Raw genomic sequence first — 21,736 nt, 5'->3', positions numbered from 1 at the left:
GGCCGTCAGGCTGGCCGGCCGCCAAAGCGCGATTCGACTTCGGACGACAGGGGGCGGTAGCGTTCGTTGTCCTGCCCGGCCAGGGCATTCAGGTGGGTTTCGGAGGGATCGAACACCTTCCAGTAGAGCCGTCCGCACAATTCCCGCGCGGCGTGGCCGGGCCAGTTGTCGGGCAGCATGGGGGCGGGCAGTTGCGGATCGTGCAGCACGATCCGGCGCCAGTTGTGCAGCACCATGACGCGGACGGTGAACGCCTCGGCGGGCGAGGGCGCCTCGTCCAACAGCTTTTCAAGCGGTCCGAAGTTGCGCGAGAACTGGCGGTATTGCTCGGCCACGTCGTCCAGGTTCCAGCATTGCGTGGCCAGGCTGGCGATCGGCAGCCCGCCGGCGCCGGCCAGGTCGCGGGCCGACAGCACCAGCGCCCGGTCCGGGATACCCAGCTTTTCAAGAATGTCGTGCGCGGCGCGCGCCTCGGTATGCGGATGCGCAAACAGCCCCGGCGCGATCATGCCGAAGCCTTCCCACGTCAATTCGCGGCGCAGCTCGCCGCGTTCAGCCAGTCCGTTGCCTGTGCGCGGCAGCGCGACCAGCGTCCATTCCCCGTTCCATTCCTTGGCGCCGCCCACGTAAATGCGCTGCGACGCGTGCGACGTGTGGCGCAATCCCTGCTCGGAAATCAGGTAAAGGCTGCGCCGGCCATGGCGTTCGGATTGCAGCCAGTTCTGCGCCACCAGACGAAAGACGCTGGTGCGCAGCAGGCGTTCGTTGATCCCGAGCGGGGCCAGAAGTTCGATCAGGCTGCCCAGCCAGATGGCGCCGCCGTGCGGGGCCAATGCATCGCCCAGCACGCTGACGCAGAGCGATTTCGCGCGGGGCGGATCGCTTTTCAATAAGCGGGACAGAGCGCGTTCCAGGGTCGACTGAGGGTTTGCCATGAGGAGGGCCGCGGACGGCCGATATCGGGATGCCGGATATGATACATAAATCCAATGTGATACAGATTTGAGTTTGACAATGATTTTTTTGTATTAAATAATCGTCTCATGACATGACGGCACTGCGCAGCGTTTGCTTTGCGTTTTCGCAAACCGTCTCAAGGAGACAACTATGTACGCTCAACTCGTCGAAACCGGCGTCAAGCAGGTCAAGACCGCGGACCAGCTTGAAGGCCTGGAACAGACGTTCCAGCGGCGCATCGACGACGGCGTCCGCATCGAGGCCAAGGACTGGATGCCCGAGGCCTACCGCAAGACGCTGGTGCGGCAGATTTCGCAGCACGCGCACTCGGAAATCGTGGGCATGCTGCCGGAAGGCAACTGGATCACCCGCGCGCCGTCCCTCAAGCGCAAGGCCATCCTTCTGGCCAAGGTGCAGGACGAGGCGGGCCACGGGCTCTACCTGTACAGCGCCGCCGAAACCCTCGGCGTGTCGCGCGACGACCTGATCGACGACCTGCACGCCGGCCGCGCCAAGTACTCCAGCATCTTCAATTACCCCACGCTGAGTTGGGCCGACATCGGCATGATCGGCTGGCTGGTCGACGGCTCGGCGATCATCAACCAGATCCCGCTGTGCCGCTGTTCCTACGGCCCGTATGCGCGCGCCATGGTGCGCGTCTGTAAGGAAGAGTCCTTCCATCAGCGCCAGGGTTACGACCTGCTCATGCAGATGTGCCTGCACGGCACGCCCGAACAGAAGGCGATGGTCCAGGATTCGCTCAACCGCTGGTGGTGGCCCGCGCTGATGATGTTCGGTCCGTCGGATGCGGATTCGCCCAACAGCGCCCAATCGATGGCCTGGAAGATCAAGCTCTTCTCCAACGACGAGCTGCGCCAGAAGATGGTGGACCAGACCGTGCCGCAGGCCGAGTACCTGGGCCTGACCGTGCCGGATCCCGATCTGAAGTGGAACGCCGAGCGCGGTCACTACGACTTCGGCGAAATCGACTGGACGGAGTTCTACGCTGTGCTCAAGGGCAACGGTCCGTGCAACCGCGAACGGCTTGCCGCGCGCGTGAAGGCGCACGAGGACGGCGCCTGGGTGCGCGACGCGCTAGTCGCCTACGCCGACAAGCAGTCCGCCCGTAAAGCCGCCTAGAGGTCCCCCCCGGAGCGCTGCGCGCTTCCCCCCCAGGGGGGCGCCGCAGCGGACCGGCGGAGCCCGGATCCGCGCGGCCCCGCTGGCCCTCGCTGCGCTTCGGGATTGGGCACATCAGGCATTCGCAGTCCTAATTCATTTATTGCAGACCGGCCGTGCAATGCGCACCCGGCACTAGAGGAAATCCATCATGAGCAAAGACTGGCCTCTGTGGGAAGTCTTCATCCGCAGCCAGCACGGCCTGGCGCACAAGCACGTGGGCAGCCTGCACGCGCCGGATGCGGAAATGGCGATCAATCACGCCCGCGACGTGTACACGCGCCGCAACGAGGGTCTGAGCATCTGGGTGGTGCGTGCGTCGGATATTTCGGCCAGCAGCCCGGGCGACAAGGACCCGCTGTTCGAGCCGGCCAACAGCAAGGTCTACCGGCATCCGACCTTCTTCCCGATGCCCGAAGAAATCAAGCACATGTAAGGCGGGTGGGGGAGACATGGATAAAGCATTGTTTGAATACCTGCTGCGCCTGGGCGACACGTCGCTCATCCTGTCGCAGCGGCTGGGCGCCTGGACGGGCCACGGTCCTATCCTGGAAGAGGACCTGGCGCTGACCAATACCGCGCTCGACCTGCTGGGCCAGGCCCGCATGTGGCTGACGCTGGCCGGCGAGGTCGAAGGCGCGGGCCGCGACGAGGACGCGCTGGCCTACCTGCGCGACACGCACGAGTTCCGCAACGCGCTGCTGGTCGAGCGCGACAACGGCAACTACGCCGACACCATGGCGCGGCAGTTTCTGTTCGACGTCTGGCACTACTTCCTTCTGCAGCGCCTGGAGACGTCCACGGATGAGCGTGTCGCGGCCATCGCGGCCAAGTCGCTCAAGGAAGTGACCTATCACGTGCGCCGCTCCTCGGACATGGTGGTGCGCCTGGGCGATGGCACGGCGGAAAGCCACGCCAAGATGCAGGCCGCTATCGATGACGCGTGGCGTTTCACGGGCGAGCTCTTCACCGACGACGCCATCGACCAGGACCTCGCGGCGCGCGGTATCGGCTGTGCCCTGTCCGCGCTGCGCCAGCCGTGGCTTGCACACGTGCGCGAAGTGCTGGAAGAAGCCACGCTGACCGTTCCCGACGAAGCCGCCGGCAACCACGCCGCGCATCGCGGCGGCCGCCAGGGCAAGCACACCGAGGCGCTGGGCTACGTGCTGGCCGAGATGCAGCATCTGCACCGCGCCTACCCGGGAGCCACGTGGTGAACGCGCTGGCGCCCATTTCCGCCGACCAGGTCTTTGCCTGGCTGCAGGAGGTCCCGGACCCCGAGATCCCCGTGCTGTCCGTGGTGGACCTGGGCGTGGTGCGTGAAGTGTCGTGGGACGGCGAAGCATGCGTCGTCGTCATCACGCCCACCTATTCGGGCTGCCCAGCCATGCGCGAGATCACGCAGGACATCCGCCAGACGCTCGAACGCCACGGCGTGTCCGAGGTCCGGGTGGAGACGCGTCTTGCGCCCGCCTGGACGACCGACTGGATGAGCGAAAAAGGGCGCGAGGCGCTCAAGGGCTACGGCATCGCCGCGCCCGCTGAACGCGCCATCGACATTTCGGGCATCAGCCGCCGCACGGCGGCCCCGGCCATCGCCTGCCCGCGCTGCGGCTCGCGCGACACGCGGCTGGTCAGCAATTTCGGGTCAACGTCGTGCAAGGCGCTGTATCGCTGCGTTTCGTGCCGCGAGCCCTTCGATTATTTCAAGACTCACTAAAGAGTGGTTTCGAGATGAGCCAGAACCAATTCCATGCTTTGAAGGTGGCGTCCGTGGCGCGCAATACGCGCGATGCCGTGGTCGTGACCTTTGATCTGCCCGACACGCTGACGAACGAGTTCGCCTTCCTGCCCGGCCAATACCTGACGCTGCGCACCCAGCTCAATGGCGAAGAACTGCGCCGTTCGTATTCGATCTGTTCGGCGCCGCACGACAAGCTCTTGCGCGTGGCGATCAAGAAGGTCGACGAGGGCGTGTTCTCGAGCTGGGCCAATCACGAATTGCAGCCCGGCCAGACCCTGGAGGTCATGGCGCCGGCGGGCAACTTCACGGTGGACTTCTCGCCCGAGAACCAGCGCCACTATGTGGCGTTTGCCGTGGGCAGCGGCATCACCCCCGTGTTTTCGCTGGTCAAGACGGCGCTGTCGACCGAGCCGCGCAGCAAGTTCACGCTGTTCTTCGGCAATCGCGCCTCGTCCGCGGTGCTGTTCCGCGAGGAAATCGAGGACCTGAAGAACCTGTACATGGACCGCTTTTCGCTGGTCTACGTGATGAGCCGCGAAACGCAGGACATCGAGCTCTTCAACGGCCGCCTGGATGGCGACAAGGTCGACCAGCTGATGTCGGCCTGGATGAGCCCCGAGGATATCGATTACGCTTTTGTGTGCGGTCCGCAGACCATGACCGAGAGCGTGGTCGAACGGTTGCAGGCGCGCGGCATCCCCAAGTCGAACATCAAGTTCGAGCTCTTCGGCGCACCCAAGGGTCCGCGCGCGCTGCGCACCGGTCAGGACGCCCCCCAGGCGCCCGGCAAGGGACAGTGCGAAGTCACCGTGGTGCAGGACGGACACAGCCGCATGTTCGTCATCGACAAGAACAAGGACAGCGTGCTGGATTCGGCGCTGGCGCAGGGCATCGAACTGCCGTATTCGTGCAAGGGCGGGGTGTGTTCCACCTGCCGTTGCAAGGTGATCGAAGGCGAGGTGGACATGGACGCCAACTTTGCCCTTGAAGATTATGAAGTCGCGCGCGGGTTCATCCTGAGCTGCCAGAGCTTCCCGGTCAGCGACCGGCTGGTCATCGACTTCGACCAGGAAACCTGACCCGGCGCACGCCAGGCAAGCATTCAAAACTTATTGGAGAGACGAGCGTGTCCCAGAAATTCTTCGAACGTCACCAGCCCCTGCTGGAACAATCCCTGGCTGCCGCCGCGCTGCGCGGCTACTGGAGCCCGTTTGCCGAGTCGCCCAGTCCGCGCAACTACGGCGAGACCGCCAACGACGAAGGCCGCGCCGCCTTCGAAGCGCTTCAGGGCAAGCCCTTTCCGCTGAACCTGCATGATGCCGACGGCGTCGTGGGCGGCGAAAAATCTCCCTATGGTTTCGACCTGGGCATCACGTATCCCCGCGTGCCGGCGGACAAGCTGATCGCCGCCTCCAAGCGCGCGCTGGAAGACTGGCGCCGCGCCGGTCCCCACGCCTGGGTGGGCGTGTCGCTGGAAATCCTGGCGCGCCTGAACAAGCTCAGCTTCCAGATCGCCTACGCGGTCCAGCACACCACGGGCCAGGGCTTCATGATGGCCTTCCAGGCCGGCGGCCCGCACGCGCAGGACCGGGGCTTTGAAGCCGTGACCTACGCCTGGCAGGAAATGTCGCGCATCCCGGGCATCGCCGTCTGGGAAAAGCCGCAGGGCAAGAACGATCCCATTCGCATGGAAAAGCAGTTCACCGTCGTGCCGCGCGGCGTCGCGCTGGTGATCGGCTGCTCGACCTTCCCGACGTGGAACGGCTACCCGGGCCTGTTCGCCAGCCTGGCGACGGGCAACACCGTCATCGTCAAGCCGCACCCGGGCGCGATCCTGCCGCTGGCCATCACCGTGAAGGTGGCGCGCGAAGTGCTGCAGGAAGCGGGCTTCGATCCCGACGTCGTGCAACTGGCCGCCCACGAGGCAGGTGACGACACCGCGCAGAAGCTGGCGCTGGACCCGGCCGTCAAGATCGTTGACTTCACCGGCAGCACCGCCAACGGCGACTGGCTCGAAAACAATGCGCGCCAGGCTCAGGTCTACACCGAGAAGGCCGGCGTGAACCAGGTCATCATCGATTCGACGAACGACCTGAAGGGCGTGGCCCGCAACCTGGCGTTCTCGCTGGCCCTGTATTCCGGTCAGATGTGCACCGCGCCGCAGAACATCTACGTGCCGCGCGACGGCATCAACACGCCGGAAGGCCGTGTCAGCTTCGACGACGTGGCCGCCGCGCTGGGCGTGGCGCTGGAAAAGGTGGGCGCCGACGCCGCCAAGGCCGTCGAACTGACGGGCGCCATCCAGAACGAAGGCATCGTTGAGCGCATCGAGAAAGCCCGTGCGCTGGGTCTGCCCGTTGTGGCGGACAGCAAGACGCTGGCGCATCCCCAGTTCGAAAACGCCCGCGTGCGCACGCCGCTGCTGCTGCGCACCGAGGCCGGCAATGCGGCGCTGGGCCAAGAGTGGTTCGGCCCCATCGCGTTTGTCGTCGCCACGGATTCCACCGCGCACAGCATCCAGCTGGCGCGCGACAGCGTCATCAAGCACGGCGCGCTGTCGCTGTCGGCCTACACGACGGATGATCGCGTGGCCGAGCAGGTGCAGGACGCCGCCGAAGTCTCGGGCGTGTCGCTCTCGCTGAACCTGACCGGCGCGGTGTTCGTCAACCAGACCGCCGCCTTCAGCGACTTCCACGGCACCGGCGCCAATCCGGCGGCCAATGCCGCGCTGTCGGACACGGCGTTTGTCTCGAACCGCTTCCGCGTGGTGCAAACGCGCCGTCACATCTAAGCCGGGCGATCGCAGATGAGCTATCAGGATATTCAATTCGACCTGTCCGGCGGCGTTGCGCGCCTGACGCTGAACCGCCCGGACAAGCTGAACAGCTTCACGGCCAACATGCACGCCGAAGTGGCCGACGCGCTGACCCGCGTCGAAACCGAAGGCGCGCGCGTGCTGGTGCTGACCGGCGCGGGCCGCGGCTTCTGCGCCGGCCAGGACCTGAGCGAGCGCAAGCCCGCGCCGGACGGCACGCCGCCCGACCTGGGCGAGACCGTCGACAAGTTCTACGGCCCGCTGGTGCGCCGCCTCAATGCCCTGCCCATGCCGGTCGTGGTGGGCGTGAACGGCGTCGCGGCAGGCGCGGGCGCCAATCTGGCCTTCGCGGGCGACATCGTCATCGCCAAGGCCTCGGCCAGCTTCATCCAGTCGTTCTGCCGCCTGGGCCTCATCCCCGACACGGGCGGCACGTTCGTGCTGCCGCGTCTGGTGGGCCGCGCGCGGGCCATGGGTCTGGCGATGCTGGGCGACAAGCTCAGCGCCAAGCAGGCAGAAGAGTGGGGCCTGATCTGGCAATGCGTGGCTGACGAGGAATTCGACGCCACGCTCGATCGCCTGGCCACGCACTTCGCGGCCGCGCCCACCAAGGGCCTGGCGTTCACCAAGCGCGCCCTGCAGGCCAGCTTGTCCAATGATCTGTCCACGCAGCTCGACCTGGAACGCGACATGATGCGCGAACTGGGCCAGAGCGCGGATTACGCCGAAGGCGTCGCCGCGTTCCTTGGCAAGCGTGAACCGCAGTTCAAGGGGCAATGATGAGCGTGCACGTTCCCCCCGTTGAAGTGCCGACCGACCCGCAGGCGCTGGCGCAGGCCGTGGGCTCGGTGATGTATGCCGGCGACGCGGCCACGCAAGGCCTGGACATGAAGATCGAGGAAATGGCGCCGGGCTATGCGCGGCTGACCATGCGCGTTCGGCCCGACATGCTGAACGGCCACAAGACCTGCCACGGCGGTTTCATCTTCGCCCTGGCCGACAGCGCGTTCGCGTTTTCGTGCAATTCGCGCAACGTCAGCACCGTGGCGTCGGGCTGCACGATCGACTATCTGGCGCCGGGCTTCGAAGGCGACCTGCTGACCGCCGTCGCCCAGGAGCGTTCGCTGGCCGGCCGCACCGGCGTCTATGACGTCACCGTCACCAATCAGGATGGACGCAACGTGGCCTTGTTCAGGGGGCGCTCCTACCGCATCAAGGGCCAGATCGTCGGGACGCCCACGGACGCCTGACTGCTGCACCGTACCAAAGAGAAGAGAGACATCATCATGCCCAACACCATGAGCAAGCCGGGACTGGATCCTATCGAGCATGCCAGCCAGGACGAGCTGCGGGCCCTGCAGCTCGATCGCTTGAAGTGGACCCTCAAGCATGCGTACGAAAACGTCCCGCACTACAAGAAGGCGTTCGACGAAGCCGGCGTGCATCCCGACGACCTGAAGCAGTTGTCGGATATTTCGAAGTTCCCGTTCACGACCAAGAAGGAACTGCGCGAGAACTATCCGTTCGGCATGTTCGCCGTGCCGCGCGAGCGCATCTCGCGCATTCATGCGTCCAGCGGCACGACCGGCAAGCCGACCGTGGTCGGCTACACCCAGGGCGACCTGGACAACTGGGCCAACCTGGTGGCGCGTTCGATCCGTGCCGCAGGCGGCAAGCCCGGCGACACCGTGCACGTGGCCTATGGGTACGGGCTGTTCACCGGCGGCCTGGGCGCGCACTACGGCGCCGAGCGCCTGGGTTGCACGGTCATTCCGATGTCCGGCGGGCAAACCGAAAAGCAGGTGCAGCTGATCAATGATTTCCGTCCGGACATCATCATGGTCACGCCTTCCTATTTCTGCAACATCCTGGAAGAGCAGCGCCGTCAGGGCATCGACCCGCGTCAAAGCTCCCTGCGCATCGGCATCTTCGGCGCCGAGCCGTGGACCGGCCAGATGCGTGCCGACATCGAAGCCGAAGCGGGCATCGACGCGGTCGATATCTATGGGCTGTCTGAAGTGATGGGCCCGGGCGTGGCGAGCGAATGCGTCGAGACCAAGGACGGTCCGGTGGTCTGGGAAGACCACTTCTACGCCGAGATCATCAACCCGGATACCGGCGAACCGGTGGCCGACGGCGAACCGGGCGAACTGGTGTTCACGTCGCTGACCAAGGAAGCGATGCCCATCGTGCGCTACCGCACGCGCGATCTGACCCGCCTGTTGCCGCCCACCGCGCGCAGCATGCGCCGCATCGGCAAGATCACCGGCCGCAGCGACGACATGCTGATCGTGCGTGGGGTGAACATGTTCCCCACGCAGGTGGAAGAACTGGTCCTGAAGATCGCGCAGCTTGCGCCGCACTATCAGCTGGTGCTGTCCCGTTCGGGCAACATGGACGAACTGGAAATCCTGACTGAAGTGCGCGCCGAGTTCTCGGGCCTGTCCGACGCCGAGCGCGCCAATCTGGGCAAGCAGCTGCAGCATGCCGTGAAGACGCACATCGGCGTGAGCGCGCGGATCCAGGTGTCGGATGCCGGGCATGTCGAACGCACCTTGACCGGCAAGGCACGCCGGGTGATCGACAAGCGTCCGAAGTAGAGGGCGCGTCCCTACGCAAAAAAGGCAGCCAACCGGCTGCCTTTCTTCATTTCGCGACCTTTATCGCCCCACCGTCCGCAGTATGCGCCGATACCAGAGGTGCAGCAGGACCGCCGACAAAGCCAGCCCGAACATGGCCATCAGCCACATGCTGCCGGCCCCCTGCGGCGAGCCCGGCACCAGCACTTCGCGCAGACCGTCGATGCCGCCCCGGCCGGGACCAAACCCAAACCACCAGCCCCCAACCAGCCCCACGCCCGCCAGCGCGACCGTCTGCAGGATCAGCGGCACGACCGCGATCTTGTACGCGCGCAGCAGGTACGAGTTGATGCACTGCATCGAATCGAACAGGTGAAAGAGCGGCAGCACGGCGAGCAGCGTGGTTGCGACGGCGGCAACCGCGCCGTCGTCCGTGTACGCGGCCAGGATCAGCGGACGGCCGATCAGCAGCACCGCAGCCGTCATCAGCGCGCCGATCAGACCCAGCGCCAGACCGGCCATGCCGGTGCGATGGGCGTGCGCATAATTGCCCGCGCCGATGGCCTGCGCCGTCAGCGCAGCGGTCGCCACGCCCAGCGCCATCGGCATCATGTAGCAGAGCGCGGCCAGGTTCGACATGATCTGATGCCCGCCGGTCACGAAGGTGCCCTCGCGCGCCACCAGCAGCGCCATGAACGTGAACGCTGAGACCTCGACCAAGTACGAGCCGCCCATCGGGATGCCCAGGCGCAGCAGTTCCTTGAGCGCCTTCCAGTCCGGCTTGCCGATGCGAAGCTGGAAGCGGCGGTAATAGCGATCGTGCGTGATCACCCACAGACCCAGGCCCAGGCTCATCCACGACACCACGGCCGTCGCCAGCCCCGCGCCGGCTGCGCCCATCGCCGGCAGGCCCAGCTTGCCGTAGATGAAGAGCCAGTTGAACAGCGCCTTGAACCCGATGATGGACAGGTTGATGGCCATCACGAGCTTGGGCCGCGACACCGCGGTGCCCAGCGCGTAGATGGTGCGGAACACCAGCGCGGCGGGCAGGGCCAGCACCAGTGCCTGCAGGTACGACGCGATGCGGTCGCGCACGCCCGGGGCGACGTCCCCCGACATGAAGAGCCACATGTCCGGAAACAGCATCAGCGCGGCGCCCACGACCGACAGGCCGAGCGCCAGCCACACGCCTTGGCCCCAGCTCTTTCCGACTTCCGCGTTGTTGCCGGCGCCGAACTGCTGCGCCAGGATCGGGATCAGGGCGTGCACGACGCCCATCAGGCCGACGAAGACGGTGATGTAGATGGAAGCGGAAAGCGCCATCGCCGCCAGATCGTCGGGGCTGGAGTGTCCCGTCATGGCGGTGTCCAGCACCCCGAAAGAGATGCTGGCCCACTGGCTGATGAGGACGGGCCAGGCCTGCTTGGCGATGCCGCGCAGGGTGGCGCCGAAGGTCATCGGCGCCCCGATCGCGGCGGTCATGGCTTGACGCCGGTTCGCAGCAGGCGGAAGACTTCGGAACGGTCGGCGCGGCGGCCGCCTTGCCAGAGGACTTCGGCGCCTTCGCTGTACGCGGCCGTGCCGTCGCGCAGGCTCTGGTTGGTGGTCTGTTGCAGGACCAGCGTGCAGCGCGTGTCGAACGGGAACGACAGGTTATTGAAGATCAGGAACGAGGCGCGCTGCCCGCTGCCCAGGCTGAGCCCCCGGATGCACTCGCCCGGGCGCTTGTGCTGCGCGATGGCCTGGGCCAGTTGGCCGGACACCGTGCGATAGCTGCGTGCGTAGTCCACCGCGGGTTGCCACAACAGCACGAGCAGGATCCACGTCACGGTCAGGCCGCCGGCCGACAGCACGGTGCCGCGCCACAGCGCCTGGGGGCGCACGCGCAGCCGCCAGACGACCAGGACGATCCAGCCCAGAGTGAAGAGCACCGCCAGCGCAAAGGCGACCCACGAGATCACGGGTTCATAACCGGTGGTCTGGCGGGCGATGTTGCGGGAAATCTGCGCCGGCCAATGGAAGTGCAGCGCCACCCAGCCGAGCCAGGCGGTGGCCACCGTCAGCGAAAAACACATGACGGCAAACCAGTCCAGCGTGTTCACCACGCCGCGGCGCAGCGTGGGCAGCGAGAACGCGCCCAGCACCGCGCACGGCACGGCCAGCAGCACGAATTCGGAATCGCTGGCCTCATCCACGAAGAACAGGATCACTGCCGAGCACACCAGCAGCATCAGCGGCACCCAGATGTGCGGCGCGTAGATCCAGGCGCGCCACCGCCAGATCGCCAGCAGCGCCAGCGGCCAGGTCGGCCACAGGTACCACGGCAGGTCGCGTAGCGTGCGTGCGGCGTCGTGCAGGCCAGGGATGGCGAAGGACGACAGATTCCAGGTCTTCCAGTTGCGGATCCAGTACTCGCTGCCCTGGCTGGCGGGAATCCACCAGGCAAGGATCAGACCGGTAGCCAGCACCGCGGCCCACAGCATCCAGCGCTTGCACTTCCAGAGCTGGCTGCGCGGATAGAAGGCCAGCGCGACGCCGACCATGATGGGCAGGGCGCCCACCCAACCGCGCGTCAGGAAGCTGGCAGCCAGCGCAATGCCAAGCGTGGTCGAGCCGGTGACGGGACGATCCACCGTGCGCGCCAGCGAATAGAACGCAAGCGCCTGGCAGGCCATGATGGCGGGGATGACGGTGGTTTCGTGGGTGCGCTGCAGGATGCCGACCGTGGCAAGCAGCAAAAGGAGGGCGGCGTCGGCCAGCATGCGGCCGTAGTCGCGCGGTTCGGGTTCCCCGCCAAAGGGCAGCGCCAGCGGCTGGGCTTCGGCCCGGCGGCCGAGCAGATACGTGCCGTACCAGACGCTCGAGGCCGTGATGCCGAACCACAGCAGATTGGGCAGGCGGCCGGCAGTGATGTCCCCGATGAATGGCCCGAACAGCCAGATGCTGATGGCGCCCACCCAGGTGATCAGCGGACCTTCCTCGGCGTGGGCCAGGTGCCCCACCTGCGGCAGCAGCCAGGTCAGGCCGCCTTCGCGGATCGCGGTGATCATCGTCGCCAGTCCGACGGCGTCGTCGGTTTTCCACGGGTCGCGCATGAACAGCCCGGCCACGATGTAGGCCAGGGACAGGCCCAGCAGGATAAGGCGGGGCAGTTTTGCGGTGGCTACCGACGTAAGCCGGGCCGGCGTGGAAATGGAAAGTGGGGACACGGGCGTTAATGTAACCGAGTGGTCGGGATGCGCCACCCCCTGACCGGCCTTCTGGCGTCGAGGGGGGAAAAAAAAGCAGCCCGAAGGCTGCCTTTTTGCTGTGACTCCCGTAGGAGCAACAGGATCAGGAAGCGGACTTGACCGTGCCAGCCGTGCGGGCGAAACGGGCGCGGAACTTTTCCACGCGGCCGGTTTCGACGATGCGGGTCTGGGCGCCAGTGTAGAACGGGTGCGATTCGGAGGTCACGTCGCACTTGAAGAGCGGGTACGTCTTGCCGTCGAGTTCAACGGTTTCGCGCGTTTGGACGGTCGAACGGGTGATGAACTTGTTGCCCGTTTGCAGGTCGGCGAAGACGACTTCGCGGTATTCGGGGTGAATGCCTTCTTTCATGGTGCTTTCCTAGACTCGGTCGAGTCTTTTTCAAGTGTTAGGGTCGCCAGCTACAGCTGCCTGGTTCCGCTGCCGCGGTTCGCTACCAAATCTTGGCGCGACAGGCGCTAGCCACGTATCCAAAAAGTAACCCCGCATTCTAGCACGCGATCCCGCCTGCGGCCAGCCGCAAATGGGCGCCCGGGCTGTCATGCGGCCCGGGTTTCAGCGCGACGCAAATGTCAGAGATCCGTGCGCAGTTTCCAGATCTCCGGAAACAGCACCACTTCCAGCATGCGCCGCAGGTAATCCACGCCCGACGTGCCGCCCGTGCCCCGCTTGAAGCCGATGACGCGTTCTACCGTCGTAACGTGGCGGAATCGCCACAACCGGAAGGCGTCTTCCAGGTCGGTCAGCTTTTCACCAAGCTGGTAAAGCGCCCAATAACGGTCCGTGTCGCGGTAGACCGTCAGCCAGGCGGCTTCGACCGCCGCCGACGCCTGATACGGCTGGGTCCAGTCGCGTTCCAGGTGATTGGCTGGGATATCCAGGCCGTTGCGCGCCAGTAGCCGCAGTGCCTCGTCGTACAGCGACGGGGCCTCGTAGGCGCTCTGCACCTGGGCCAGCAGGTCGGCGCGGTGCGAATGCGGCTTGAGCATGGCCGCGTTCTTGTTGCCCAGCAGGAATTCGACCTGGCGGTACTGGTAGCTCTGGAATCCGCTGGAACGCGCCAGATAGGGACGCAGCGCAGAGTATTCAGGCGGCGTCATGGTTGCCAGCACGTCCCAGGCGTGGACGAGCTGCTCCATGATCTTGCTGACGCGCGCCAGCATCTTGAAGGCCGGCTGCAGGCGGTCCTCTGCGACGCTGGCGATCGCGGCCCGCAGCTCGTGCAGCATCAGCTTCATCCAGAGCTCGCTGGTCTGGTGCTGGATGATGAACAGCATCTCGTTGTGCTCGGGCGACATCGGGTGCTGGGCGCCAAGCAGTTCATCAAGATGCAGGTAATCGCCGTAGGTCATGTCGCGCGCGAAATCGAGTTGCGCCTTTTCCTGGTGGACGATGTCTTCGGGGCGTTCGTTCTGGCTCATGCGCGGCCTCCGTGGCAGGGCGGCGCAGCGCGGCGGGCGGATGCGGGCAGGGCGCGCCAGTGGGGCGCGAATAGGAATTGCATGGTCGATTCTCCAAGCGGGGCGGCTGCTGTCGGGCAGCCGCGCCCGGGCCGGCAAATCAGCCTACAGTTCGCGCAGGACCGCGCGGACCGGGCTGGCATCGGCCTGGATCAGCGCCAACGGCAAGGCGATCAACTCGTAATCGCCTTCCGGCACGTCATCGAGCACCAGGTTCTCCAGTACCCGCATGTCGTGCCGCAAGATCGTATGGTGGCTGTCCAGGGTCTTGCTGGAAGCGGGGTCGATGCTGGCGGTGTCCAGACCGATCAGCATGACGCCGCGTTCGGCCAGCCATTCGATGGTCTGGGGCGCGTAGGCGGAGAAGTCATCCGTCCACCAGTCCTGCGCGGCGTGCTTGGCGGTGCGCACCAGCACGCGGGGCGGCAGGTTGTGCGCCGCATGGGCTAGATGGTCGATCGTGATGAGATCGCCGCAGTCGATCGCATGGATTACGCGGCAAGGACCCAGGAAGGGTTCAAGCGAAACCGCGCCGATGGCTGCGGCCCCGTTCTGGTAGTGCAGCGGGGCGTCGGCATGCGCGCCGATGTGCGGCGACATCGTGATTTCGCTGACGTTGACCGGACAGCCGGGCGTGAGCGTCCACTTCCATTGCTGGCGGTACGGCGTGTCGCCCGGAAAGACGGGAGATGCCGTCGAGACGGGCGGGGAAATGTCCCACAGGCGTTTCATGGCGGGCAAGGAAAGGTCGCGAGGGCCGGAATTAGGTTAAGCCTAAAACAATATCGGGCGGTAGTCTAACGGAATTCCGGCGCTTGTAGCGGTCAGAGGCAGCCCAGTTCAGCCAGCGACACCGCCGAGCCTCCCGCGACGATCAGGTGGTCGATCAGTTTGATGTCCACGAGCGCCAGGGCTTCCTTCAGGTGCCGCGTGAAGCCGTGGTCTGCCGCGCTGGGCGAAGCCACGCCGGACGGGTGGTTGTGCGCCACGATGAGAGCCGCCGCGTGGTGGCGCAAGGCCTCGCGCACGACCTCCCGCGGGTAGACCGCCGCCTGCGAGAGCGTGCCCCGCGCCAGTTCGCCCGTGGCGATCAGGCGCAGTTGGGCGTCCAGGTACAGGGCGATGCAGTGCTCCACTTGCAGATGGCCGAGCGCCGCCTTGCAATATTGTTTCACTCGGGTGGGGTGGTTCATGGCGGTGTCCCGGACCAGGTCTTCTTCCATGGCGCGGCGGGCCAGTTCCAGCAGCGCCGCCAGGGTGCAGGCTTTGGACGCCCCTAATCCGGCGATGGACATCAGGTCCTGGGGCGAGGTGCTCAGCAACCCGCGCAGCCCGCCGAACCGGTCCAGCAATTGACGGCACAGATCCACTACATTCAGCCCTGGAATCCCCGTGCGCAGCGCGACGGCCAGCAGCTCGGCATCCTGGATCGATGCGGCCCCGTGACGGAGCAGACGCTCTCGGGGACGGTCTTGTTTTGGCAGCCGGACGGACAATTTCATAAGAGGCTCTAAAATCAGGGTTTACTCAAATACCCATACGGTGGCAGATCGTGAGCATCGCCTCTAATGAAGTGAACGTTTTGGTCCGTCCGGATTCCTACCTGACGCTGCATTACCGCATCACCCTGGCCTCGGGCCCGGGGGCGGGTTCCGTGTTCACCGACACCTTCGACGGCCGTCCCGGCACGTTGCAGATGGGCGGCGGGCAGTGGGCGCCTGGCCTGGAGGCCGCGTTGGTCGGCCGCGCCGAGGGCGACAAGTTCAGCGTCACCATCGAGCCGGCAGACGCCTACGGCGACCGCAATCCCGAACTGATCCAGCGCGTGACGCGCGCCATGCTGGCGCAGCACGCCGGCGAGGACGCCACGTTCGAACCCGGCGACCTCGTGGAATTCACCGCGCCCAACGGCGGCCGCTATTCGGGCGTCCTCAAGGAAATCAACGACGAATCCGCGCTATTCGATTTCAACCACCCGCTGGCAGGCATCAGCCTGAAAGTGGACGTGGCGCTGCTGGGAGTGCTTTGATGAGCCAGGCTGTCACCGCCTCCGACGCCGAAGTCCTGCTGGCGCAGCCGCGCGGCTTCTGTGCAGGCGTGGATCGCGCCATCGATATCGTCGAACGGGCCATCGAACTGCACGGCGCGCCCATCTATGTGCGTCACGAGATCGTTCACAACCGCTACGTCGTGGAAGACCTGCGCGCCAAGGGCGCCATCTTCATCGACGAGCTCGACGATGCGCCCGCGGGCGCCATCGTGGTGTTTTCGGCGCATGGCGTCTCCAAGGCCGTGCGCGCTGAAGCGGAAGCGCGCGGGCTGCAGGTCTTTGACGCCACCTGCCCGCTGGTCACCAAGGTTCACATCGAAGTCGCTCGCATGCGCGCCGCCGGCCGCGAGATCATCATGATCGGCCACAAGGGGCATCCCGAGGTCGAAGGCACCCTGGGCCAGGCGCAGGGCGGCATGTACCTCGTCGAAACCGTCGAAGACGTCGCCAGCCTCGAAGTCACCGATCCCGAAAACCTGGCCTACGTCACGCAGACCACGCTGTCGGTCGATGACGCGGCCGCGGTGTCGCAGGCGCTGAAGGCGCGCTTTCCCAGCATCGCCGAGCCCAAGAAAAGCGACATCTGCTACGCCACGCAGAACCGGCAGGATGCGGTCAAGATCCTGGCGCCGGAATGCGATCTGGTGCTGGTCGTGGGCAGCCCCAACAGCTCGAACTCCAATCGCCTGCGCGAAGTGGCCGAGCGCAAGGGCGTCGCGTCCTATCTTATCGACGGCGCGGAATCCATCGACCCCGCCTGGCTCGTCGACCGCAAGCGCATCGGCGTGACCGCGGGCGCCTCGGCGCCGGAAGTGCTGGTGCAGCAGGTGATCGCGCGCGTCAAGGAACTGGGCGCCGTCTCGGTGCGCAAGATGCCGGGGCTGGAAGAAAACGTCGCGTTCCCCCTGCCCAAGGGCTTGTCGCGCAAGGCGGCCCAGACCGAATCGCTGGAATGAACAAGCGCCGCCCACGCGGGCGGCGCCACAAGAATACCGAGGAGACACCATGCAGCTTTACAGCTACTTCCGCAGCTCGGCCGCGTATCGCGTACGCATTGCCCTGAACCTGAAGGGCCTGCCGTATGAGACCGTGCCCGTTCATCTTCTGAAGGAGGGCGGCCAGCAGTTGTCGGCCGGCTACCGCAAGGTGAACCCGACTGCGCTGGTTCCCACGCTGGTCGACGGCGATGCGGTCATCGGCCAATCGTTGGCGATCATCGAATACCTGGAAGAAACGCACCCGGAAACGCCGCTGCTGCCTGCCGACGCCATCGGCCGTGCGCGTGTGCGCGATCTGGCGCTGGGCATCGCCTGCGATACGCACCCGCTGAACAACCTGCGCGTGCTGAAGTATCTGAAGCACACGCTGGGCGTGGATGAAGCCGCCAAGACGGCCTGGTACAAGCACTGGGTGCATCAGGGGCTTGAAGCGTTGGAAACCCAACTGGCTGCTTCCCGCGCCACGGGTAAGTTCTGCCACGGCGACACGCCGACCATCGCTGACCTGTGCCTGGTGCCGCAAGTGGCGAATGCGCAGCGCTTCGAGTGTGACCTGTCGGCCATGCCCAATGTGCTGCGCATCGACGCGGCGTGCCGGGCCCTGCCGGCATTTGAAGCGGCCGCGCCGGGCAACCAGCCCGACGCGGAGTGATGCCCGGCTGATCAGCCGATCTGCACCGGCACGAAGATCTTGTCTTCGCCGCGTTGCACCAGCAAGGCTACGGTCTTGCCCGCCTTCGACAACTCGGCCTTCACCTGGCCGACGTTGTGTACCGGCACCCCATTGAGGGACAGCAGCACGTCGCCGGGCTGAATGCCAGCCTTGGCGGCGGGGCCTGCAGAACGCTCGATGAGCAGGCCTTCCGCACCCGACTCCTGCTGCTCCTGCGGGCTCAGGGGGCGCAGCGCCAGGCCAAGCTGGCCGCGCTGCACTTCCTGGCCGTCGGCCGACGCCTGGGTCTTGTCCTTGGGCACGCCACCCAGCGTTGCGACCATCTCCTTCTGCCCGCCGTTGCGCCATACGTCCAGCTTGATCTTCTCGCCGGGGGCGGCCATGGTGATCGTCGAAGCCAAGTCGCCGGAAGACACGATGGTCTTGCCGTCGATCTTGCGCACCACGTCGCCCGGCTGCAGGCCGGCCTTTTCGGCGGCGCTGCCCTTTTCGACGCTCGACACCAGTGCGCCCGACGGCGAATCCAGCTTGAACGAGTCGGCCAGGTCCTGATTCACTTCCTGCACCGTCACGCCCAGGCGCGCATGCTGCACCTTGCCGTGCTCAAGGATCTGGTCCTTGATCTTGTAGGCCAGGTCGATGGGAATCGAGAACGACAGGCCCTGGAAGCCGCCGGTGCGGCTGTAGATCTGCGAGTTGATGCCCACGACTTCGCCGCGGTCGTTGAACAGCGGACCGCCCGAGTTGCCGGGGTTCACGGCCACGTCGGTCTGGATGAACGGCACCGAGGTGTCGTCCGGGAGCGAACGGCCCTTGGCGCTGACGATGCCGGCGGTGGCGGTGTTCTCCAGGCCGTAGGGCGAGCCGATGGCCAGCACCCATTCGCCCACCTGCAGCTTGTTCACGTCGCCCACCTTGATGACCGGCAGGTTCTTCGCCTCGATCTTGATGACGGCGACGTCGGTCTGCGGGTCGGCGCCCAGGACCTTGGCCTTGTATTCGCGGCGGTCGGTCATCTTCACGGTCACTTCCTTGGCGTCCTGGACCACGTGCGCATTGGTCAGGATGATGCCGTCGGAACTGACGATGAAGCCCGAGCCTTCGCCGCGCATCGGGACTTCACGAGCCGGCGCGCGGCCACGAGCGCCGGGCACCTGGCCAAAGAACTGCGCGAACGGGTCGTCGCTTTCGGCGGCCGACACCTTGCGCGTGCCGCTGACGCTGATGTTGACGACGGCCGGACCGGACTCGCGCGTGATCTGCGCGAAGTTGGGCGGCACGGACGCGCTGATCGGCTGGGACGCAGCGGTGGCGGCGGGGGCTTCGGCAGCCATCGAAACGCTGCCGGTCAAGGCGGTTGCGCCTGCGCCGCCAATGGCGCCGGCTGCCAGCAGCGCCAGGACGAGGCGCGAGGGTTTGATTTGCGTGGTCTTCATGTCGGCTCCTGCGATCATGTTGGGAACATGGCGCTATCTTCGGGCCGCACACTTAGGGGAAACTTAAGCGCGAAAAATCCAGGCTAAGCGGGAAAATTGACGCGCGCCCGCAGGCCTTGGCCGGACGGCGCGTCTTCAAGGGTGATGGTTGCGCCGTGGCGGTCGGCAATGGTGCGTGCGATGGCCAGTCCCAATCCGCTGCCATGCGTCGTGTTGCCTTCGGCCCGGTAGAAGCGGTCGAACACGCGTTCGCGCTCATGGACCGGGATGCCGGGTCCCTCGTCGTCGATCATCAGCGAAATGCGGCCCGGGCCGTGTTCCAGACGCATCCCGATGCGGCCACCGGCAGGCGAGTGCTTGATCGCGTTGTCCAGCAGATTGCGCACCAGCAGCACCAGCGCATCGCGATTGCCCTGCATCTGCGCTTGCGTATCGCCGTCCAGCGCGACGTCGATGGATTTGGCGTTCGCCTCGGGTAGTGTCTCGGACAGGGCCTGGCGCAGCACGTCCGCCAGATCCACCGGCGCCAGCGGCGTCTGCTCCTGGGCGCCTTCCTGGCGCGCCATCGACAGCAACTGTTCGACCAGCCGCGTAGCGCGGTCGATGCCGGCAGTCAGGCGCTGTTCGGCAAGCTGGCGCGCGGCGGGGTCTGCTGCGCGCTGCAGCGCCTGCATCTGCAGGCGCAACGCCGCCAGCGGCGAGCGCAGTTCGTGCGCCGCGTCGCCCACGAATTGCTTCTGCTGCGCAAAAGCGCCGCGCATGCGTTCGAGCAGCAGATTCAGTTCCTGCACCAGCGGGCGGATTTCATCAGGCAGCCCGCGTACGCTGACGGGCGACAGATCTTCGGGCTGGCGCGCGGCCACCTGGGCGCGCGCGCGCTTGACCGGACGCAGCGACCAACTGACGACGCACCAGATGATCAGCATCAGCAGCGGCGCGGCGGCGGCGATCGGCGCGACGGTGCGCAGCGCAAGGGCGCTGGCCATGTTCTTGCGCACGCGCATGTCCTGCGCCACCTGAATCACCTGGAAGGGCGTGGCCAGCGAATACACGCGATAGGTTTCGCCTTCCAGCTTCGCGTCGGAAAATCCCAAGACGATCTGGCTGGGCAGGCGCAGGCGCGAGCGTGAGTTGAAGACGCGCAAGCCGTCCGGCGTCCAGATCTGGATGATGAGGTCATCGGCAACTGGCGATCCGGCGCCGCGCGCATGTGTGGGGCCGGTGCTCAGCAGCCCGTCGCCGGTGCCCAACGACAGGGCGGTGCGCTGCAGCAGCGAGTCGAAGATGTCGTCGGCCTGCGCCAGGGTGCTGCGGTAGGCGATTGCGCCTTGCACCAGCGCACCGACCGCGATGGCGGCCAGCAGAAAGAAAAGCAGCCGGGCTCTCAGCGAATAGCTAAGCGGAATGCTCATGTTTTGGGGATGACATAGCCGACGCCTCTGACGTTCTGGATCAGGTTGGGACCCAGTTTCTTGCGCAGGCCATGAATATAAACCTCAACGGCATTGCTGCTGATGCTGTCTTTCCAGCTATAGAGTTTTTCCTCGAGCTGTGCGCGCGAAAAAATCATGCCGGGCCGCGCGATCAGCGGTTCCAGCACCGCCCATTCGCGCGCGGTCAACGCCACCGGCGCGCCGTCGACCATGGCGGCGTGCGATTGCGGGTCGATGGTGACGCCGTCGTGCTCGAAAATGGGCTCGGCCCGGCCCGCGCTGCGGCGGATCAGTGCCCGCATGCGCGCCAGCAGTTCGTCCACGTCATAGGGTTTGACGATGTAGTCGTCGGCACCAGCGTCCAGCCCGGCGATCCGGTCGCTGACCGCGTCGCGCGCAGTGGCGATGAGCACCGGCGTGCGGTCCTTGCGGGTGCGCATGTCGCGCAGCAACGTCAGTCCGTCCCGCTTGGGCAGGCCCAGGTCGAGCAGTACAAGGTCGTAAGGATCGGTGCGCAGCGCAGAGTCCGCCGCGCTGCCGTCCCGAACCCAATCGACGGCGTAGTGTTCCGCGCGCAGGCAGTCCAGTACGCTTTCGCCGATCATCATGTCGTCTTCCACGAGAAGAATGCGCATGGTTTATTCCGCTGGGATGGTCCAAGGGGGTTGGACGCGCGGCGATCAGCGCGAGTTCCCGACCAGGGCGGCGGGGTGGGGGTGAGGGCGGGCAGGGGTGAAATGAAAAAAGCAGCCCGAGAGGGCTGCTTTTTGGAAATCTGGTGCCGGCAATAGGAGTCGAACCTACGACCTTCGCATTACGAATGCGCTGCTCTACCAACTGAGCTATGCCGGCAAGACCATTTGCTTTTGTTTCTGGACCAAGCCGGAAAGCGCTAGCAAAACATCTTTTTTCTTCCAGTTCGTCGGCTTTTTTAGGGCCCGATCTGGAAAGACCGAAACTATATCAGAGTTTTTTCGCGATGGGCAACAAGAAGCGCAAAAAATTCAGAAAAAAACGAGATTTGCATGCGCCGAATTTTTAGTTCATAATTTCGGTCTTGGCAGATCCCCGATAGCTCAGTCGGTAGAGCGACGGACTGTTAATCCGCAGGTCGCTGGTTCGAGCCCAGCTCGGGGAGCCAAAAGAATTTTGGGCCGCTCACG

General features: G+C 65.6%; 22 protein-coding genes and 2 tRNA genes. 13 read left to right on the top strand and 11 right to left on the bottom strand.

What is annotated here, in order from left to right; genetic code table 11:
* Positions 1-5: 5 nt before the first annotated feature.
* Complete coding sequence (gene paaX / locus B3098_RS06360; protein WP_286893134.1) at positions 6-935, bottom strand: phenylacetic acid degradation operon negative regulatory protein PaaX; 930 nt, start codon at positions 933-935, stop codon at positions 6-8.
* Positions 936-1,107: 172 nt separating this feature from the next.
* Between paaX and paaA the strand changes: the two genes are divergently transcribed.
* From paaA to paaK, 9 genes are all read left to right on the top strand, one after another.
* The gene (paaA, locus tag B3098_RS06355; protein ID WP_175124709.1) at positions 1,108-2,097 is read left to right on the top strand and encodes a 1,2-phenylacetyl-CoA epoxidase subunit PaaA; all 990 of its coding nucleotides are present in this window, start codon (positions 1,108-1,110) and stop codon (positions 2,095-2,097) included.
* Between the two features lie 190 nt (positions 2,098-2,287).
* The gene (paaB, locus tag B3098_RS06350; protein ID WP_006388300.1) at positions 2,288-2,572 is read left to right on the top strand and encodes a 1,2-phenylacetyl-CoA epoxidase subunit PaaB; all 285 of its coding nucleotides are present in this window, start codon (positions 2,288-2,290) and stop codon (positions 2,570-2,572) included.
* Between the two features lie 16 nt (positions 2,573-2,588).
* Positions 2,589-3,353, top strand: a complete 765-nt coding sequence (gene paaC, locus B3098_RS06345) for a 1,2-phenylacetyl-CoA epoxidase subunit PaaC (protein ID WP_286893107.1) — start codon at positions 2,589-2,591, stop codon at positions 3,351-3,353.
* Entirely contained in the window at positions 3,350-3,856 is a 507-nt protein-coding gene (paaD, locus tag B3098_RS06340) for a 1,2-phenylacetyl-CoA epoxidase subunit PaaD (protein ID WP_286893106.1), read from the top strand. The genes paaC and paaD overlap by 4 nt, the downstream gene beginning before the upstream one ends.
* A 14-nt stretch (positions 3,857-3,870) precedes the next feature.
* On the top strand, positions 3,871-4,959 hold the full coding sequence (paaE, locus tag B3098_RS06335) for a 1,2-phenylacetyl-CoA epoxidase subunit PaaE (protein WP_175124707.1): 1,089 nt from the start codon (positions 3,871-3,873) through the stop codon (positions 4,957-4,959).
* Between the two features lie 47 nt (positions 4,960-5,006).
* The gene (gene paaN, locus B3098_RS06330; RefSeq protein WP_175124706.1) at positions 5,007-6,671 is read left to right on the top strand and encodes a phenylacetic acid degradation protein PaaN; all 1,665 of its coding nucleotides are present in this window, start codon (positions 5,007-5,009) and stop codon (positions 6,669-6,671) included.
* Positions 6,672-6,686: 15 nt separating this feature from the next.
* On the top strand, positions 6,687-7,475 hold the full coding sequence (paaG, locus tag B3098_RS06325; RefSeq protein WP_239212411.1) for a 2-(1,2-epoxy-1,2-dihydrophenyl)acetyl-CoA isomerase PaaG: 789 nt from the start codon (positions 6,687-6,689) through the stop codon (positions 7,473-7,475).
* Positions 7,475-7,945 (top strand): hydroxyphenylacetyl-CoA thioesterase PaaI, encoded by a 471-nt coding sequence (gene paaI / locus B3098_RS06320; protein WP_056569414.1) that lies wholly within the window; start codon positions 7,475-7,477, stop codon positions 7,943-7,945. The genes paaG and paaI overlap by 1 nt, the downstream gene beginning before the upstream one ends.
* 36 nt (positions 7,946-7,981) lie before the next feature.
* Entirely contained in the window at positions 7,982-9,295 is a 1,314-nt protein-coding gene (gene paaK, locus B3098_RS06315; protein ID WP_175124704.1) for a phenylacetate--CoA ligase PaaK, read from the top strand.
* Positions 9,296-9,355: 60 nt separating this feature from the next.
* Here the strand turns inward: paaK and B3098_RS06310 are convergent, their stop codons facing one another.
* The 6 genes from B3098_RS06310 to radC form a co-directional block, all read right to left on the bottom strand.
* Positions 9,356-10,756, bottom strand: coding sequence for an MATE family efflux transporter (locus tag B3098_RS06310; RefSeq protein WP_286893083.1), 1,401 nt, complete (start codon positions 10,754-10,756; stop codon positions 9,356-9,358).
* A complete protein-coding gene (locus B3098_RS06305; RefSeq protein WP_175124702.1) occupies positions 10,753-12,483 on the bottom strand; it encodes an ArnT family glycosyltransferase in 1,731 nt (576 codons plus the stop codon). The genes B3098_RS06310 and B3098_RS06305 overlap by 4 nt, the downstream gene beginning before the upstream one ends.
* 124 nt (positions 12,484-12,607) lie before the next feature.
* The gene (locus B3098_RS06300) at positions 12,608-12,874 is read right to left on the bottom strand and encodes a type B 50S ribosomal protein L31 (protein ID WP_008164119.1); all 267 of its coding nucleotides are present in this window, start codon (positions 12,872-12,874) and stop codon (positions 12,608-12,610) included.
* Between the two features lie 221 nt (positions 12,875-13,095).
* Positions 13,096-13,944, bottom strand: coding sequence for a tryptophan 2,3-dioxygenase (gene kynA / locus B3098_RS06295; RefSeq protein ID WP_286893073.1), 849 nt, complete (start codon positions 13,942-13,944; stop codon positions 13,096-13,098).
* 144 nt (positions 13,945-14,088) lie between these two features.
* Positions 14,089-14,715, bottom strand: a complete 627-nt coding sequence (kynB, locus tag B3098_RS06290) for an arylformamidase (protein WP_175124733.1) — start codon at positions 14,713-14,715, stop codon at positions 14,089-14,091.
* 92 nt (positions 14,716-14,807) lie between these two features.
* Positions 14,808-15,485 carry a RadC family protein gene (gene radC, locus B3098_RS06285; protein WP_175124701.1) on the bottom strand — a complete coding sequence of 226 codons (678 nt, stop codon included), beginning with the start codon at positions 15,483-15,485 and terminating at the stop codon, positions 14,808-14,810.
* A gap of 50 nt (positions 15,486-15,535) precedes the next feature.
* On the opposite strand from radC, the gene B3098_RS06280 reads away from it, so the two are divergent.
* The 3 genes from B3098_RS06280 to maiA are packed head-to-tail and all read left to right on the top strand — an operon-like array spanning position 15,536 to position 17,683.
* Positions 15,536-16,012 carry an FKBP-type peptidyl-prolyl cis-trans isomerase gene (locus tag B3098_RS06280; RefSeq protein ID WP_175184333.1) on the top strand — a complete coding sequence of 159 codons (477 nt, stop codon included), beginning with the start codon at positions 15,536-15,538 and terminating at the stop codon, positions 16,010-16,012.
* The gene (gene ispH, locus B3098_RS06275; protein ID WP_175137485.1) at positions 16,012-16,989 is read left to right on the top strand and encodes a 4-hydroxy-3-methylbut-2-enyl diphosphate reductase; all 978 of its coding nucleotides are present in this window, start codon (positions 16,012-16,014) and stop codon (positions 16,987-16,989) included. The genes B3098_RS06280 and ispH overlap by 1 nt, the downstream gene beginning before the upstream one ends.
* A gap of 49 nt (positions 16,990-17,038) precedes the next feature.
* Positions 17,039-17,683, top strand: coding sequence for a maleylacetoacetate isomerase (gene maiA, locus B3098_RS06270; protein ID WP_286893069.1), 645 nt, complete (start codon positions 17,039-17,041; stop codon positions 17,681-17,683).
* 11 nt (positions 17,684-17,694) lie between these two features.
* Here the strand turns inward: maiA and B3098_RS06265 are convergent, their stop codons facing one another.
* From B3098_RS06265 to B3098_RS06250, 4 genes are all read right to left on the bottom strand, one after another.
* On the bottom strand, positions 17,695-19,140 hold the full coding sequence (locus B3098_RS06265; RefSeq protein ID WP_175124697.1) for a DegQ family serine endoprotease: 1,446 nt from the start codon (positions 19,138-19,140) through the stop codon (positions 17,695-17,697).
* An 83-nt stretch (positions 19,141-19,223) separates the two neighbouring features.
* A complete protein-coding gene (locus tag B3098_RS06260; protein WP_286893066.1) occupies positions 19,224-20,552 on the bottom strand; it encodes an ATP-binding protein in 1,329 nt (442 codons plus the stop codon).
* Positions 20,549-21,208: a response regulator gene (locus tag B3098_RS06255; RefSeq protein ID WP_175124695.1), complete on the bottom strand. Its 660-nt coding sequence runs from the start codon at positions 21,206-21,208 to the stop codon at positions 20,549-20,551. Before B3098_RS06255 ends, B3098_RS06260 begins: the two co-directional genes overlap by 4 nt.
* A 141-nt stretch (positions 21,209-21,349) precedes the next feature.
* Positions 21,350-21,425: transfer RNA gene (locus B3098_RS06250), tRNA-Thr, on the bottom strand.
* Between the two features lie 213 nt (positions 21,426-21,638).
* On the opposite strand from B3098_RS06250, the gene B3098_RS06245 reads away from it, so the two are divergent.
* Positions 21,639-21,714, top strand: a tRNA-Asn gene (locus tag B3098_RS06245).
* Positions 21,715-21,736: the final 22 nt, after the last annotated feature.

Origin of the sequence: Achromobacter sp. UBA2119, from assembly GCF_002331005.1 — a bacterium.
Classification (GTDB): Bacteria; Pseudomonadota; Gammaproteobacteria; order Burkholderiales; family Burkholderiaceae_B; genus Achromobacter; species Achromobacter animicus.
Note: the sequence above shows the minus strand (reverse complement) of the source record. Positions and strands in the feature narration are given on the sequence as shown.

What these genes read in the sequence shown, in the direction of transcription:
- paaK (WP_175124704.1), top strand. Translation starts at nt 7,982, where the DNA reads ATGCCCAACACCATGAGCAAGCCGGGACTGGATCCTATCGAGCATGCC.
- paaG (WP_239212411.1), top strand. Translation starts at nt 6,687, where the DNA reads ATGAGCTATCAGGATATTCAATTCGACCTGTCCGGCGGCGTTGCGCGC.
- paaX (WP_286893134.1), bottom strand. Translation starts at nt 935, where the DNA reads ATGGCAAACCCTCAGTCGACCCTGGAACGCGCTCTGTCCCGCTTATTG.
- ispH (WP_175137485.1), top strand. Translation starts at nt 16,012, where the DNA reads ATGAGCCAGGCTGTCACCGCCTCCGACGCCGAAGTCCTGCTGGCGCAG.
- paaE (WP_175124707.1), top strand. Translation starts at nt 3,871, where the DNA reads ATGAGCCAGAACCAATTCCATGCTTTGAAGGTGGCGTCCGTGGCGCGC.
- B3098_RS06260 (WP_286893066.1), bottom strand. Translation starts at nt 20,552, where the DNA reads ATGAGCATTCCGCTTAGCTATTCGCTGAGAGCCCGGCTGCTTTTCTTT.
- B3098_RS06265 (WP_175124697.1), bottom strand. Translation starts at nt 19,140, where the DNA reads ATGAAGACCACGCAAATCAAACCCTCGCGCCTCGTCCTGGCGCTGCTG.
- B3098_RS06300 (WP_008164119.1), bottom strand. Translation starts at nt 12,874, where the DNA reads ATGAAAGAAGGCATTCACCCCGAATACCGCGAAGTCGTCTTCGCCGAC.
- paaC (WP_286893107.1), top strand. Translation starts at nt 2,589, where the DNA reads ATGGATAAAGCATTGTTTGAATACCTGCTGCGCCTGGGCGACACGTCG.
- paaI (WP_056569414.1), top strand. Translation starts at nt 7,475, where the DNA reads ATGAGCGTGCACGTTCCCCCCGTTGAAGTGCCGACCGACCCGCAGGCG.
- kynB (WP_175124733.1), bottom strand. Translation starts at nt 14,715, where the DNA reads ATGAAACGCCTGTGGGACATTTCCCCGCCCGTCTCGACGGCATCTCCC.
- paaB (WP_006388300.1), top strand. Translation starts at nt 2,288, where the DNA reads ATGAGCAAAGACTGGCCTCTGTGGGAAGTCTTCATCCGCAGCCAGCAC.
- paaA (WP_175124709.1), top strand. Translation starts at nt 1,108, where the DNA reads ATGTACGCTCAACTCGTCGAAACCGGCGTCAAGCAGGTCAAGACCGCG.
- kynA (WP_286893073.1), bottom strand. Translation starts at nt 13,944, where the DNA reads ATGAGCCAGAACGAACGCCCCGAAGACATCGTCCACCAGGAAAAGGCG.
- B3098_RS06255 (WP_175124695.1), bottom strand. Translation starts at nt 21,208, where the DNA reads ATGCGCATTCTTCTCGTGGAAGACGACATGATGATCGGCGAAAGCGTA.
- B3098_RS06310 (WP_286893083.1), bottom strand. Translation starts at nt 10,756, where the DNA reads ATGACCGCCGCGATCGGGGCGCCGATGACCTTCGGCGCCACCCTGCGC.
- radC (WP_175124701.1), bottom strand. Translation starts at nt 15,485, where the DNA reads ATGAAATTGTCCGTCCGGCTGCCAAAACAAGACCGTCCCCGAGAGCGT.
- maiA (WP_286893069.1), top strand. Translation starts at nt 17,039, where the DNA reads ATGCAGCTTTACAGCTACTTCCGCAGCTCGGCCGCGTATCGCGTACGC.